This is a genomic window from Roseitalea porphyridii, assembly GCF_004331955.1.
In the GTDB taxonomy this organism is placed as follows: Bacteria; Pseudomonadota; Alphaproteobacteria; order Rhizobiales; family Rhizobiaceae; genus Roseitalea; species Roseitalea porphyridii.
In genome coordinates this window covers 3,293,169-3,306,628 of record NZ_CP036532.1, presented here as the reverse complement: position 1 = coordinate 3,306,628, position 13,460 = coordinate 3,293,169, and the positions used below count along the sequence as shown (strand labels likewise).

13 protein-coding genes are annotated in these 13,460 nt (G+C 63.4%); 4 read left to right on the top strand and 9 right to left on the bottom strand.

Annotated features, from left to right (window positions below; genetic code table 11):
• Positions 1 to 2: 2 nt before the first annotated feature.
• The 4 genes from E0E05_RS16135 to E0E05_RS16120 all read right to left on the bottom strand — a co-directional run bounded on the left by E0E05_RS16135 (position 3) and on the right by E0E05_RS16120 (position 4,295).
• Complete coding sequence (locus tag E0E05_RS16135; RefSeq protein WP_131617625.1) at positions 3 to 962, bottom strand: ABC transporter permease; 960 nt, start codon at positions 960 to 962, stop codon at positions 3 to 5.
• Positions 962 to 2,461: a sugar ABC transporter ATP-binding protein gene (locus E0E05_RS16130; RefSeq protein ID WP_131617624.1), complete on the bottom strand. Its 1,500-nt coding sequence runs from the start codon at positions 2,459 to 2,461 to the stop codon at positions 962 to 964. The genes E0E05_RS16135 and E0E05_RS16130 overlap by 1 nt, the downstream gene beginning before the upstream one ends.
• A gap of 119 nt (positions 2,462 to 2,580) precedes the next feature.
• Positions 2,581 to 3,540: a substrate-binding domain-containing protein gene (locus E0E05_RS16125; protein ID WP_131617623.1), complete on the bottom strand. Its 960-nt coding sequence runs from the start codon at positions 3,538 to 3,540 to the stop codon at positions 2,581 to 2,583.
• 59 nt (positions 3,541 to 3,599) lie between these two features.
• On the bottom strand, positions 3,600 to 4,295 hold the full coding sequence (locus E0E05_RS16120) for a FadR/GntR family transcriptional regulator (protein ID WP_244597807.1): 696 nt from the start codon (positions 4,293 to 4,295) through the stop codon (positions 3,600 to 3,602).
• A 225-nt stretch (positions 4,296 to 4,520) separates the two neighbouring features.
• Between E0E05_RS16120 and uxuA the strand changes: the two genes are divergently transcribed.
• The 3 genes from uxuA to E0E05_RS16105 are packed head-to-tail and all read left to right on the top strand — an operon-like array spanning position 4,521 to position 7,566.
• The gene (uxuA, locus tag E0E05_RS16115; protein WP_131617622.1) at positions 4,521 to 5,693 is read left to right on the top strand and encodes a mannonate dehydratase; all 1,173 of its coding nucleotides are present in this window, start codon (positions 4,521 to 4,523) and stop codon (positions 5,691 to 5,693) included.
• Between the two features lie 31 nt (positions 5,694 to 5,724).
• Positions 5,725 to 6,771, top strand: coding sequence for a mannonate dehydratase (locus E0E05_RS16110; protein ID WP_131617621.1), 1,047 nt, complete (start codon positions 5,725 to 5,727; stop codon positions 6,769 to 6,771).
• Positions 6,772 to 6,786: 15 nt separating this feature from the next.
• A complete protein-coding gene (locus E0E05_RS16105) occupies positions 6,787 to 7,566 on the top strand; it encodes an SDR family NAD(P)-dependent oxidoreductase (RefSeq protein WP_131617620.1) in 780 nt (259 codons plus the stop codon).
• Between the two features lie 251 nt (positions 7,567 to 7,817).
• On the opposite strand, the gene E0E05_RS16100 is transcribed toward E0E05_RS16105, so the two are convergent.
• From E0E05_RS16100 to E0E05_RS16085, 4 genes are all read right to left on the bottom strand, one after another.
• Positions 7,818 to 8,138: a DDE-type integrase/transposase/recombinase gene (locus E0E05_RS16100; RefSeq protein WP_210215730.1), complete on the bottom strand. Its 321-nt coding sequence runs from the start codon at positions 8,136 to 8,138 to the stop codon at positions 7,818 to 7,820.
• Positions 8,139 to 8,461: 323 nt separating this feature from the next.
• Positions 8,462 to 8,890, bottom strand: coding sequence for an SRPBCC family protein (locus E0E05_RS16095; RefSeq protein ID WP_131617619.1), 429 nt, complete (start codon positions 8,888 to 8,890; stop codon positions 8,462 to 8,464).
• Between the two features lie 14 nt (positions 8,891 to 8,904).
• A complete protein-coding gene (locus E0E05_RS16090) occupies positions 8,905 to 9,690 on the bottom strand; it encodes a phosphoenolpyruvate hydrolase family protein (protein ID WP_244597805.1) in 786 nt (261 codons plus the stop codon).
• Positions 9,691 to 9,758: 68 nt separating this feature from the next.
• Positions 9,759 to 10,952 (bottom strand): Tm-1-like ATP-binding domain-containing protein, encoded by a 1,194-nt coding sequence (locus E0E05_RS16085; protein ID WP_131617617.1) that lies wholly within the window; start codon positions 10,950 to 10,952, stop codon positions 9,759 to 9,761.
• A 95-nt stretch (positions 10,953 to 11,047) separates the two neighbouring features.
• Here E0E05_RS16085 and E0E05_RS16080 point away from each other — a divergent pair, with 95 nt between their 5' ends.
• On the top strand, positions 11,048 to 11,674 hold the full coding sequence (locus E0E05_RS16080) for a phosphoenolpyruvate hydrolase family protein (RefSeq protein WP_131617616.1): 627 nt from the start codon (positions 11,048 to 11,050) through the stop codon (positions 11,672 to 11,674).
• Between the two features lie 7 nt (positions 11,675 to 11,681).
• Here E0E05_RS16080 and E0E05_RS16075 read toward each other — a convergent pair whose 3' ends face one another.
• Positions 11,682 to 13,451: a phosphoenolpyruvate hydrolase family protein gene (locus E0E05_RS16075; RefSeq protein ID WP_131617615.1), complete on the bottom strand. Its 1,770-nt coding sequence runs from the start codon at positions 13,449 to 13,451 to the stop codon at positions 11,682 to 11,684.
• Positions 13,452 to 13,460: the final 9 nt, after the last annotated feature.

The following is a 13,460-nucleotide window of genomic DNA, read 5'->3' as shown; positions in this document are numbered from 1 at the left end:
CGCTAGCGCCTGGCCTGGGTTTCCAGCATGTGGTTCATCAGAACCGCACCGATGATCAGGGCGCCCCGCACGACAAGCTGCCAGTATTCGCTGACGTTCAGCAGCGTCATGCCATTCACGATCACGCCGAGGAACAGGACGCCGATCAGCGTGCCGCGGATCGTGCCTTTTCCGCCGAACAGGCTGGTGCCGCCGATGATCACCGCCGAAATGACGGTCAGTTCCCAGCCACGCGCGGCGCTGGCGCTTCCCGAAAGGATCTGCGAGGCGATCAGGACGCCGGCGATCGCCGTGAAGACGCCAGTGAGCGCCAGCGCCAGCGTCTTCGTCTTCCACACATCGATCCCCGAAAGGCGCGCCGCTTCCAGATTGCCACCGACCGCGTACAGCGACCGGCCGAAGCTGGTGTAATTCATCAGGAAGAAGACCAACCCGAATACCGCGACGAAGATGTAGACCGGAAACGGGATGCCGAACAAAAAGCCCGATCCCAGGAAGCTGAACTCGTAGGGAAAGCTGGTGATCGGAAAGCCGCCCGTGATCAGGTTGGCGGCGCCCGAGAGCACAGTGAGCAGCCCGAGCGTGGTGATGAATGTGGGCATGTTGAAATGCTGGCGAAGCTTGCCGGTGAACACGCCGATCGCCGCCAGGGCGACCATGGCGGCCACGGCCCCGATGGCGATTGAAGGGTAAGGCCCCAGAAAGGGCGTCAGTTCACGTGTCACCCAAGCGGTCAGACACCCCGAGAAGGCGACGCCCGAGCCCACCGAAAGGTCGATCTCGCCCGAGATGATCACCATCGTCATGCCGAAGGCGATGATGCCCATCATCGTGATGTTGCGCAGAATGTTGAGCTGGTTGTCGATCGTGGCGAAACCGGGCGCCGCGAAGACGAGATAAAGATACATCGCCACCAGGATGATTTCCATCGGGTAGCGCCGGAACAGGCCGGCAAGCGCCATCAGCTTTCCCCCATGCAGGCGGTATAGAGTTCGGTGAGCGTCGTATTGGTCGGATCGAGTTCACCCACAAGGTTGCCCTCGCGCATCACGAGAATGCGGTCGCAGACTTCGAGCACTTCTTCCAGTTCGGTCGACACGAAGATCGCACCGACGCCACGGTCCGCCTCTTCCCAGATGATGCGGAAGATCTGCTGCTTGGCGCCGACATCCACACCGCGGCTCGGCTCGTCGTAGAAGAGGATCTTCGGGTTGGTGTTCAGCCAGTTGCCGATCACGACCTTCTGCTGGTTGCCGCCCGACAGCGACGAGACCGGATCGTCCACGCTACCCACCTTGATCTCGAGATGCTCGACCTGCCGGGCAACGCCAGGGGTTTCGGCAGCCCGCGTAACCAGGCCGCGTGGTGCGATCTGCGGCAGGCTGGCGAGCGACAGGTTCGCATGGATCGAATGGGGCTGGATCAGGCCGGCTTCCTTGCGGTTTTCGGGCGTGTAACCAATCCCCAGATTGGTCATGCGGCGGGGCGCGGGCCGATGCACCGTGGCGCCGTCCACGATGATCTCGCCACTATCGGGCGGCTCGGCGCCGAAGATTGCCCTGAGGAGTTCGGTCCGTCCGGCCCCGAGCATGCCTGCGATGCCAAGCACCTCTCCGGCGGCGAGATCGAACGAGATGTCCCGAAACGCCGGCTCGCGGGTCAGCCCGCGCACCTTGAGGACGGGAGCGGCGGTCTTGGCGCGCGTCGCCCTTGCGGGCCTGTGCGCCCGGGCGACGCTGCCGAACATCATGTCGATGATTTCCTCGTTGCTCGACGCGTCGAACTCGACCGCACCGACGAGCTTGCCGTCGCGAAGCACCGTCACGGTGTCGGCGATCTCGCCAAGCTCGCTCATCCGGTGGGAGATGTACATCATCGTCACGCCACGTTTGCGCAGAACGCGCAGCAGGTCGAACAGCATCTCGACCTCTTTGGAGGCGAGCGCCGATGTCGGCTCGTCGAGCAGCAGCAGGGCCGGATCGAAGGACATCGCCTTGGCGATCTCGATGATCTGCTGCTGGCCAACGCTCAGTCGGCCGACCGGCGTGTGCGGGTCGATGTCGACCGCCATGGTGTCGAGCAGCGCCCGAGTCTCACCGTACACCCGGCTCCAGTCGATGCGGGCGATGCCCGCGGTGCGGTTCATTGGCAGCCGACCCAGGAAGACGTTCTCGGCGACCGACAGTTCGGCGACCAGGCTCAGCTCCTGATGAACGGTGACGACCCCCTTGGCGAACGCATCCGCCGGTCCGCGGAACTTGACCGCTTCGCCGTTCAGCCGGATTTCGCCGCGCGTGGGCTCGACGACGCCGCTGAGCATCTTGACGAGCGTCGACTTGCCCGATCCGTTCTTGCCCATCAGCGCGTGAATGCGGCCGGCCTCGAAGACATGCGAAACGCCGTCCAGCGCCTTGACGGTCCCGTAAGTCTTGGACAGGTCCTTCGTTTCGACGGTGGCCATGCTGCGTCTTCGTTTGGAGGTACCGGACAAGGAACAGCGCCGACGAGCGGCGCCGGCGGGTGCATGAGACGGGTCCGGGCGCCGGTCAGCCAGCGCCCGGATGTCGGTGTGTTGCAGCCTCAGTTCAGCGAGCGCAGATAGTCCTGGAACTCCTCGACGCCCGCCTGGTCGGTGCGCGAAAGGCCGAGCACCGGCACGATCACGGTCTGCTCGACCTCCTCGCCCCTGGCCGCCGCGATCGCCGACTGAACGGCCATCTGGCCCATCACGAAGGGCTGCTGCGCCGTTACACCCTGGAGCACATTGTCCTCATCGAGCAGGAAGCCGACGAGTTGCTCGGTGCCATCGACGCCGAACACGAAGATCTCGCCCTGCTTGCCAGCGTTGCGCACAGCCTGCACGGCACCGACGGTGCCGCCCTCGTTGGCGGCGTAGATGATGTTCAGATCGGGGTTGGCGGTGATGATGTCGCCGGCCACCTGGACAGCATCCTCGGCCAGCCAGGCGTCCTGCTGGGCGACGATGTTGAGCGTGCCACCCTCTTCGGCCTTCTCGACAAACCCGTCGACCCGGTCAGCGGAAATCTCCGGCAACAGCGCCTGGAAGCCGAGCGTGGCCACGTTGGCCTCGCCGCCAAGCTGATCACGAATGAACGCTGCCGCCATGTCACCGGTCGTGTTGCCCAGGTCCCGCTGCTGTGAATTCAGGTAGGAAACGGGAATGCTGTCGTCCTCGATCGTCGAATTATACGTCACGACGTGAATGCCGCGCTCCTTGGCGCGTGCCAGCGGAGGGATCGAGGCGACACCGGAAACGGGCGAGATGACGATCGCATCGACGCCGCGCGCGATGTAGGTGTCGATCAGGCTGATTTCCTTGTCCGGCTGAGAATCGGAATTGCCCTCGAGCAGGGTGGCGCCGGCCTCCTCGGCGGCCGCCTGCATGCCCATCTGGATCGTCCGGAAGAACTGATCCTGCTGGAACACGATTCCGGCAACAGTCAGATCATCGGCGCTGGCGGGGCCTGCGACGAAGCCGAGGGCGATTGTGGCAGAGGCCAAAAGTCTTGTGAATTTCATGGTCTTCCTCCCATTTGAAATTGCTTGGGTTTTCCGGACCGGCGCACCCGGCCGTGATCTCACATCACTGAACCGTCGATGTATTTCAGGCCGTGGTCGAGATGCCGGTCCATGAGATACTGGAACGCCAGCCGATCCCGCCGCGCCAGAGCGTCCAGTATCGCCGAATGGGTTTCGAAAGTGCCTTCGAGCCCGTCCGTTGCCTTGCCGGTCTCCATCAGCCGCGTGATCATCGGCTGCATGGTTTTATAGACGCCGACCAGCGTCTTGTTGCCCGTGAAGCCGAGCATCGTGCAATGAAAGTCGAAATCGCTTTGCGCGGCCTGCTTGACCGATCCGGCCGAGAGAATGGAAGCGTTGATCGCCCCGAGCGTCGCGAGCCCTTCCTCGCTCAGCCCCGCAAAAATCGTGTCGACCGCGCCGACCTCGATCAGTCGGCGAAATCCCTGGATGTCCAGAAACGTCTCGCGTGACAGACCGATCTGGAACGAAAACAGATCGAGCACCGCGTCCATGTGACGATCGACGATCATCGCCCCGACCTTCGGCCGCACCTCGATCACCCCATAGGCCTTCAGAATACGGATCGCTTCGCGCACCGTGTTGCGCGCCGCATCGAACCGCTCCCCGAGTTCCCGCTCCGACGGCAGCGCGTCGCCGACCGTCAGGCGGTGATCGTGGATATACTGCCGGATCTGGCGCACCAGCGTATCCACGGCGCTTCCGCCAACATCGGCAAGCATCGAGACGGCCACCTCTTGCAATCTCCTTCATCGCTATTTGTTGGACCAAACTTGTTGGGCCACAAAGAACATGCCGCAGGATTGGGCGCTTTGCAACACCGAAATGCCCCATTTCTTCACCTGATCCAGCGGACTTGGCGCGGCGTTGAGGTTAGCCGCATCAATCTGGTCCAACAAAAGCCTTGAAATTGGAAGCGCGACAAGCGAGAAACGGATCGGGACGAAGGAGACTCAACGGTGCTCGAGAGCTGGCGGTGGTTCGGTCACGGTGATCCGGTGACGCTTGGCGACATCCGGCAAACCGGCGCCACCGGTATCGTCACCGCCCTGCACGACTTCTATGACGGTCAGGCCTGGCCCGGCGACCGGATCGTCAAGCACAAGGCCTCGATCGAGACGGCCGGTCTGACATGGGCGGTGACCGAAAGCATCCCCGTTCACCCGGCCATCAAGCAGGGGGCGCGCAATGCGAACCGCCATATCGACGCCTGGGTCGAGACACTGCGCAATCTGGCCGCCAACGGCGTGACCACGATCTGCTACAATTACATGCCGGTGGTCGACTGGACCCGAACGGACCTGCGGCACCGTACTGAGAGCGGCGGACTTGCGCTGCGCTTCGATCCGGTCGCTTTCGCCGCCTACGACCTCTTCGTTCTGCGTCGCGCCGATGCGGACTATCCCGAACCGGTCGCACGCGCCGCACGGGCGCGCCTCGATGCCATGGACGAGGACGCAGTCGCGGCGTTGGAGACGACCATCATCGCCGGACTGCCCGGATCGGAGCAGTCTCATGGGCGCGAAGACATCCGCGCGGCGATCGCCGAATTCGCCGGCATGAGCGCCGACGATCTACGCGGCACGCTGATCGCCTTTCTGGAGCGCGTCATTCCGGCGGCCGAGGAGGCCGGTGCGCGGCTCTGCCTGCATCCGGATGACCCGCCAATGCCCCTGTTCGGCCTCCCGCGCGTCGTCTGTACGGCGGAGGATTACCGCAAGATCTTCTCGGCGGTTCCGTCGGTCGCCAATGGAATGACGTTGTGCGCCGGCTCGCTGGGCGCGCGGGCCGACAACGACGTGATCGCGATCGCGCGTGAATTCGCCCCGCGAATCCATTTTGCCCATCTGCGCAATGTCCGGCGCGATGACTCGGGTGCGTTCTTTGAGTCCGACCATCTGGACGGTGATGTCGACATGGTCGGCCTTGTCGGCGTGCTGCTGGAGGAGGAGGCGCGACGTCGCGCGGAAGGGCGGGCCGACGCCGAGATACCGATGCGTCCCGACCATGGCCATCTCCTGCTCGACGACATCGGCAAGCAGACCAATCCTGGTTACTCGGCGATCGGGCGCCTGAAAGGGCTGGCCGAGTTGCGCGGCGTCATGCGCGCCTTTTCGGCGCGGCCGGCATGATGACAGCAATGCAGGCCGAGCGGAGGCAAACATGAAGATCGGACTGGGCCTTTACCGGCGCATGCTGAACGAAGACCATTACCGCTTCGCGCAGCAGCTCGGCGTCAGCCATGTGGTTGCGCACCTTGAGGACTATTTCTCCGCCGATCCCAAGCTCGTCGCCGAAGGCCGGGACAACTGGGGGACAAGCTGTGCCGAGGACTGGACCGCCGAGACCTTTCACCGGCTGAAGGCCGACCTAGCCGCGCACGATCTCGAACTCGCCGCCATCGAGAACTTCGCCGTCGCCCACTGGCACGACGTTCTGCTCGATGGGCCCAAGCGCGACGCGCAGATCGAGCACCTCAAATCGATCGTCCGCGCTGCCGGCCAGGCCGGCGTTCCCTGCATCGGCTACAATTTCTCGGTGACGGGGGTATGGGGCTGGGTGCGCGGGCCATTCGCCCGGGGAGGCGCCATGTCGGTCGGGTTCGACATCGACCGGATCGACCGCGACGCGCCAATCCCCGAAGGCATGGTCTGGAACATGGCCTATCGAGACCGGCTCGGGCCGGAAAGCCAGCGGCCGGTCTCAAGCGACGAAATCTGGTTGCGCTACGCCCGTTTCCTTGACGAACTCCTCCCTGTCGCCGAGGAGGCGGGCGTAGTGCTGGCGGCCCATCCGGACGACCCGCCCGTCGACACCCTGCGCATGACGGCCAAGCTGATCAATTCCCATGATGCCTATCGGCGCGCCTTCGCGCTTTCGGCCTCGCCCGCCAACAAGGCGGAACTATGCCTGGGATGCCTGCAGGAAATGGCCGATGGCGACATCTACGACACGGTCGCCGAGTTCGCGCGTCAGGACCGGATTGGCTACATCCACTTCCGCAACGTGCGCGGCAAGGTGCCCAACTACCATGAAGTCTTCATCGACGAAGGCGACATCGACATGGCGCGCATGATCGCGGTCCTGAAGGACAATGGCTATGACGGCGTTCTCATTCCAGATCACACGCCCGAACTGCACTGCAACGCGCCATGGCATGCCGGCAAGGCATTTGCCATCGGCTACATGAAGGCGCTGCTGGCGCGCTGACGACGGGAGGACACATTGGCATACGATTTCACCGGCAAGACCGCAGCGGTGACCGGAACCAGCGGCATCGGGCTCGATGCCGCTCTGCATCTGGCGCGGCAAGGGGCACGCGTGTTTCTGGCCGGCATCGATGCCGACCTGAACGAAGCGGCCAGAAAGGCGGCCGGTGACCTTGCGGTCAGCGTCCATCAGGTCGACGTGTCGGACGACGGTTCGGTGAAGGCCTGGTTCGACGCGATTGCCGCGGTCACGCCGACCCTTGATATTCTGGTCAATGCGGCCGCGATCCAGACCTACGGAACCATCGAGACGACCACGCCCGCCGACTGGGACCGGTCGATCGCGGTCAATCTGCGATCGTGCTATCTGACCGCGCATCACGGCTACCGGTTGATGAAGGCCGCCGGCAGCGGCGCGATCGTGCACGTCTCGTCCGTTCAGGGGCATGCCAACCAGGACGGCGTTCTGGCCTATGCGACCACCAAGGGCGCGATCCATGCGCTGACACGGGCCATGGCCGTCGATTGCGCCCGCGATGGCATCAGGGTGAATTCGATCAGCCCCGGCTCGATCCGCACGCCGCTTCTGGAGTTCTCCGCGCGCAGCCTCGCCTCGGACGGGCAGTCGGAGGAAGAGATGATCGCCGCCTTCGGTCGCGCTCATCCGATTGGCCGGGTTGGCAAGGTCTCCGAGACGAGCGCGCTCATCGCCTATCTTTGCAGCGACGCGGCTGGGTTCACCACCGGCGCCGACTTCCTCATCGATGGCGGCCTGAGCGCCCGAATCGGTGTTTGAGAGGATGACATCAAGCACTTGATCCATGCGGAGCAACCTCCGCCAGAGCGCGGCGGAGGCCGACAATTGGACGACCCGAAGGCCTCAGTGGCCTGGTGGGAGGTGTCACACAAACGCGAACGGGTCTCTGTTTGACGGACGTGCCCTGCCCTGTGCCGCCAAGAGCCGACGCCACTCGGCAGGAGCGGCGGTGCGGTTTTCCTTGAAATCTGATCGGCTGTAGAGATGACGTTCCTGGTTGAAGCACGCGCTCAAGCTTGACCCCGGGGGTGGTTTTCGACCGAGCCGTGGACGGCGGCGAACTTATGCAAACTTCGCATCTGCCGGAACCGGAGCATCGCGCGCTCACGTCTTCGCAATGGCAGGTGGCCGTTCTCGGCCCGATTGTTGATCCAGAGGCCAGAGGTCTGGTGGCGGCTGGCGTCGATACTCAGTTCGCGCAGCGCCGCGCCATAGGACTTCAGCTTGTCGGTGACGATGGCCGCGGGCCTGCCACGCCGTTTCAGCCGTTTTCGCAACAATTTCAGTGCCGCTCTGCGATCACGCGACTTCGTTACGACCTCGTCCAGCACTTCGCCTTCGTAATCGACGGCGCGTCAAAGGTAGATTGAATCCGCTCGGCGGTAGGTGCTGCGCGATTTTGGCCGCGACCGACCCGAAAGAGAGAGTTTGATCCCAGTCGCGTGCGGTGGCGGAGAGGGAGGGACGGGATCCAACGTTGTCTGCCCCGGAAGAACGAACTCCTGAATTCATTGGCAGCGATCATGCTGCGGTCAAACGGCGCAACGAAAAGAGCACCGCTTCCATTGCAGCAGGTCAGCAATGAGTTTTCGCGCGGAGTTGGTGAGGCCGGCGCCCCGTGGAGGAACTCTGTGATCCGGATAATATTGGGGGGCTACATTTTGCCGAGGCTATCAAAACCGGCTGCAAATACGTTAGTCGCGAATCGATCGATCCAATCTGCGGAATTGGCTGGTTCGCAGTCAAATTCGGCCCACCACTCCACGAAGCTCCTGTTTGTGATTGTAACAGGTGTCACGCGCAAAGTGGCGATATAGTTTTCCACCTCGAACGGCGAGGTTTCGAAATTGTAGACATAAAACCGCTCGCGGTCCGATAGGGCGAGAAGCCGTTCACGTATCGTCTCGCCGGAATTGAGCTGGAAGTTGCGCACGCATCCCACCTGATCGGACGCCTTGGCTTCCTCAATCTGCGAGGTTGCGATGTCGGGATGCCATTTCGGCAAAGCATTGAAATCTCGAACTCGTGCCCAGACAAGGTCTGCGGGGGCGTCGATGACGGTACTGGCGTAAGCTCTAGGCATCGGACTCTTTCCGGTTAGAAGCGGATCTGTTTGAAGGCGGCGGTCTGCTCCGTGACTGCGCGCTCCATGGGAAGTCGCTCCATGGAACTGGCCCCATAGAAGCCATGGCAGTGTTCGCAGTTGTTCAGGACGTAGCGGGCGTCTTGGGGGCTTGAGACCGGCCCGCCATGGCACAGGATCAAAACGTCGGGTCGGTGATCGAGGGCGGCCTTGGCGCACGCATCAATCCGTGCCGGACATTCCTCGAGTGTCAGTGCTGTCTCCGCGCCGATCGATCCTCCGGTGGTCAGCCCCAAATGCACGACGAGGATGTCGGCACCGGCTTCGGCCATTGCGACGGCTTCTTCCTCGTTGAACACGTAGGGCGTCGTCAGAAGGTCGAGTTCGCGCGCCGCGCGGATGAGGTCGATTTCGAGGCCGTAACCCATCCCGGTCTCTTCAAGATTGGCCCGGAACGTACCGTCGATCAGGCCCACCGTTGGAAAATTCTGGATCCCCGCAAAACCGCAGGCCTTCAGCGTCTGCAGGAACGGCTCCTTGAGGAGGAACGGATCGGTGCCGTTCACGCCTGCCAGAACGGGCGTATGTCTGACCACTGGCAGGACCTCGCGCGCCATGTCGAGCACGATCTCGTTCGCGTTGCCATAGGACAGGACACCGGCAAGCGAGCCACGGCCGGCCATTCGATAGCGGCCCGAATTGTAGATGACGATCAGGTCGATGCCGCCCGCCTCTTCGCATTTGGCGGAAAGGCCCGTGCCCGCGCCTCCCCCGATGATCGGTATCCTTTTTTCTGCCATGTCCCGGAAGTTCCGCAACAGGTCGGTCCGTCGAAAAGCCGGATCGGCGGCACCATTGGCGTGATAGTTCATCGCTGGATCTCCTCGAACGCGGCCACGACCGCTTGGGCAAACTGTTCGTCATTGATGTGATGAGGCAGGCGCAGGACGCTGTGGTGCGCCCCGGGGCGAACCGTCCGCTCGATGGCCTCGAACAGGGCTTGGTCCGCCTCGGGATCCCAGAATGGCTGGCCCGGCGCGTCGAGAGCCGAGATGCCACCCTCGGGCAGCAGAAAGCAGACCGGACCGGACATGCGATTCAGCCGCTCGCCGATGAAGGTGCCAATCCTGACGTTCTCTTCGGGCGTGGTGCGCATGAGCGTCACTTGCGGATTGTGCGCGTAAAGAAGGCGCTTCCGATAAGGTTCCGGCACCTCTGACACGGGCCCGAAATTGACCATGTCGAGGGCGCCGCACGAGCCGACATAGGGAAGCGGCCCGCGGGCCGGCGCGCCGAGGCGGTCATCGGAAGCCGGGAAAATCCCCCCGACCAGCAGATCGGCGATTTCGGTCGTCGTCAGGTCAATCAAGCCGTCGACGAGGCCGGAATCGGCAAGCTTCTCCATCGCTGCGCCGCCGGTGCCGGTGGCATGGAAGACAAGACAATCGTAACGGTCTTCCATTTTCGACCGCACGGCATCGACGCACGCGGTCGTCACCCCGAACATGGTGAGCCCGAGTGCCGGCCGGTCGTCGCCCTGTTCCTCGGAGGTGAATTTGACCATCCCGGCCATGGCGGCGGCGGCGTTGGCCAGAACCTTGCGCGAGACCCGGTTCATGCCGGCCACATCGGTGACCGAATACATCATCGTGATATCCGAACCGCCGACATATTGGCCCACCTGGCCGGATGCGACTGTCGAAACAATGAGTTTGGGGACACCGACGTCAAGCGCCCGAAGCGCCGGGCAAATCAAGGCCGTGCCGCCTGATCCGCCCAATCCGACAACACCGGCGAGATCATCCCTGTCGGGCAACCAGCGGCGGAGCGCATCGGCCATCGCAGCGACCGCCTTGCCGCGGTCATCAACGAAGACGGCAGCGGCGCCATCGGGGTGCGCCATGGCGACCTCGTCCGGGGCGACATCGGCCATGCCGGGGGACTGTCTCGTCCCGACATCGACGAGCCGCGTTCTCGTACCTGCCCTTTCAAGGCAATCGCGCACGAAGGCCAGTTCCACGCCCTTCGTGTCACAGGTTCCTATGACGTAGGCACGTCTCATGGCATCCCCGTTCGCACCGTGAAGCTTGGTCGTGCTGATGCGATTTGAGCGCGACCGCTTGCGCGAAGGGCCGGCCGGCGTCTAGTTCGACGCTCATGTCCCACGCCCACGCCAGAGTTCACTTTCGATTCCTGACCGAACAGGCGCCTGCCGGAACCGATGAGCCGGGTGTTCTCGCACCCGCCCGCTGGCGGTTTCGAGGCGACGAAACGACGATCGAACTGGGTGTGCTGATGCCGAATGTCAGCGTCAACGGGGCGCTCCTCGAGGCGCTCGAGCGAACCGACGGCTTTTCGTCGAGCACGGTCGGCGCGATCCTTGCAGCGGACCCCTTCGCTATCTGGGACGATCTGTGCGCGACACTGCGCGACAAGGGCATTGGACGTGTCGTCAACTATCCGACGATGGGTGCCCATTCCGGGCCGCTCGCCGAGGGCCTCGATGCGATGGGAACCGGCTATGCAGCCGAGATCGCTCGGCTTGATCGATTGAAGAGCGACGGTCTCGGGGTCGTCGCCATGGCCAGTTCGCTCGATCAGGTGGTGCATGCGGCCGCCATCGAACCCGAGTCGATCGTGTTGCACGCTTTTGCGGCACAAGGATCGTTGAAGGACGCCGACCTGGTCACCGAGGCGCAACAGATCAGCGGCAGGCCCATCGTACTGCACGGCCGGAAGTGGCATGGCGATGCGATGCGTATTGCCGACGGAACTCTTTGTTAGATTTCGATCAGGTCGACAGAAGACCATGGCGCTTCATCTTGTTGTAAAGGGTCTTTCGCGAGATCCCGAGAAACGCCGCAGTCTGGTTTCTTCGGAAGCGGTTGCGACGCAACCCATCCAGAAGCCAGCTTTTCTCGTCGACGACATCGGGGCGAGGTGTCATTGAATGGGACGTTCCCAGCGCGTGCTTGATGGCCGCGGCAGCGATCGGGCCGTCGCCGGTCGTCATTGAAGCCCGCGTGAGCACATGGTGGAGTTCGTCAAGATTGCCCGGCCATCCATGTGATATCAGCGCACGATGAGCCGCCGGATCCAGGCCGCGCGCGGCACGGCCGCTTCGATCGCCTATGCGGTCAAGGATCTGACGGGCTAGGAGCGGAATGTCTTCGGGCCGCTCCCTGAGCGGCGGAAGCAACACTTCAAGCGCGCCGATCCGCGCATGCAGGGCCGGATCAATGCCGTCTTCCATACCTGCCGGTCGCGCCGTGAACAGCAGACGGATGTCGGGACCGGGTCCCTCACCGCCCGTCGAGCGTGGCATCCGACCACTTGAGACCATATCCAGAAACTGCGTTTGGAGACCTGCCGGGGCCTGACAGACATCGGCTATCGCCAGGGTGCCGCCCTGAAGCACTTCGAGCAGACCCAGCCGGCGACGCTCGTCTTCCGGCCCGCGATGTCCGAACAGTTCGGCGGCTAATTCCTCCTCGGTCTTGCCTGCGCACCCGACTATGCGAAACGGATCGTTTCGGCGGCGCCCGTGACGGTGGATTGCACGTGCGATCTGGCGCCGCCCGGTGCCGGGCTCACCGATGATGAGCACGGGCAGTTCGGAGCCGGCCGCCTCGTGTGTCCGGGCCACCGCCATGCGAACGGCATCGGAGGTACCCGGCAGGATCTTTTCGATCGGGCTGCGCTCCAGCCTCTGCTCGAGCCGATCGAGCCTCGACCGCAACACGTGCATCGTCTTGAAGGAAGACGTCTTGTCCGACACGGAGTCTTCCAGCGGCATACGGTCGATCGTTGACCCGCCGATGTAGCCCAGCGCACGGGACTCGCGGCAAACGGCAACAAGTTCCTCGGCGGTCGTTATCGGCCCGCCTTCGATGACGGGCAGGACATCGGGATTGGCGCGTCCTATCGTTTCGACCATGTGACGCACCCAACTGCCGGCGTCGCTCACCGAAAGCCTGCTTTCGACGCCGCGCGTCCCGCCCTGGTTCCAGCCAAGATTGACATTGACGATGTCGGCGGGCGCTTGGGCCATCACCCGCGCTTCCTGCGGTGTCTGGACATAGGCGATGGTCGCCAATCCGTGCTCCTTCGCGCGCTTGACCAGTTCCACTTCGCGGCCAAAGCCGATCCCTGCCGCCTCCATCCGATCACGCAACCCGCCCGTGACAAAGAGCGCGCTTGGAAAATTGGTGACGCCGGAGAATCCCCAGTCGCGCACCCGATCGAGGAAGGCATCGAGATCAAGGCGCGGATCCATGCAGTTGGCGCCGAAGAACACCGGCACCGTGCTGTTGTTGAGGATCTCGGACCGGGCGAAACGTGCCGTAAGCGCATTGCTGTCCGCGATCGGCATCATGCAGGTGAGCGAGGCGCCTCCCATCATACGGAAACGGCCGGCGGTGATCGCGATCAGCAGATCGACGCCGCCGCGAGTGGCCGCCTCGGCCATCAGACCCGCGCCGATGGCCGCGCCAACGAGAATGCCGTTCTCGTCGGCGCGGATCTTCCGGCAACGCTCTAGGACGTCGACACGCGGCATCATCGTTTCGGC

What these genes read in the sequence shown, in the direction of transcription:
- E0E05_RS16135 (WP_131617625.1), bottom strand. Translation starts at nt 962, where the DNA reads ATGGCGCTTGCCGGCCTGTTCCGGCGCTACCCGATGGAAATCATCCTG.
- E0E05_RS16130 (WP_131617624.1), bottom strand. Translation starts at nt 2,461, where the DNA reads ATGGCCACCGTCGAAACGAAGGACCTGTCCAAGACTTACGGGACCGTC.
- E0E05_RS16125 (WP_131617623.1), bottom strand. Translation starts at nt 3,540, where the DNA reads ATGAAATTCACAAGACTTTTGGCCTCTGCCACAATCGCCCTCGGCTTC.
- E0E05_RS16110 (WP_131617621.1), top strand. Translation starts at nt 5,725, where the DNA reads ATGAAGATCGGACTGGGCCTTTACCGGCGCATGCTGAACGAAGACCAT.
- E0E05_RS16095 (WP_131617619.1), bottom strand. Translation starts at nt 8,890, where the DNA reads ATGCCTAGAGCTTACGCCAGTACCGTCATCGACGCCCCCGCAGACCTT.
- E0E05_RS16090 (WP_244597805.1), bottom strand. Translation starts at nt 9,690, where the DNA reads ATGGCAGAAAAAAGGATACCGATCATCGGGGGAGGCGCGGGCACGGGC.
- E0E05_RS16085 (WP_131617617.1), bottom strand. Translation starts at nt 10,952, where the DNA reads ATGAGACGTGCCTACGTCATAGGAACCTGTGACACGAAGGGCGTGGAA.
- E0E05_RS16080 (WP_131617616.1), top strand. Translation starts at nt 11,048, where the DNA reads ATGTCCCACGCCCACGCCAGAGTTCACTTTCGATTCCTGACCGAACAG.
- E0E05_RS16075 (WP_131617615.1), bottom strand. Translation starts at nt 13,451, where the DNA reads ATGATGCCGCGTGTCGACGTCCTAGAGCGTTGCCGGAAGATCCGCGCC.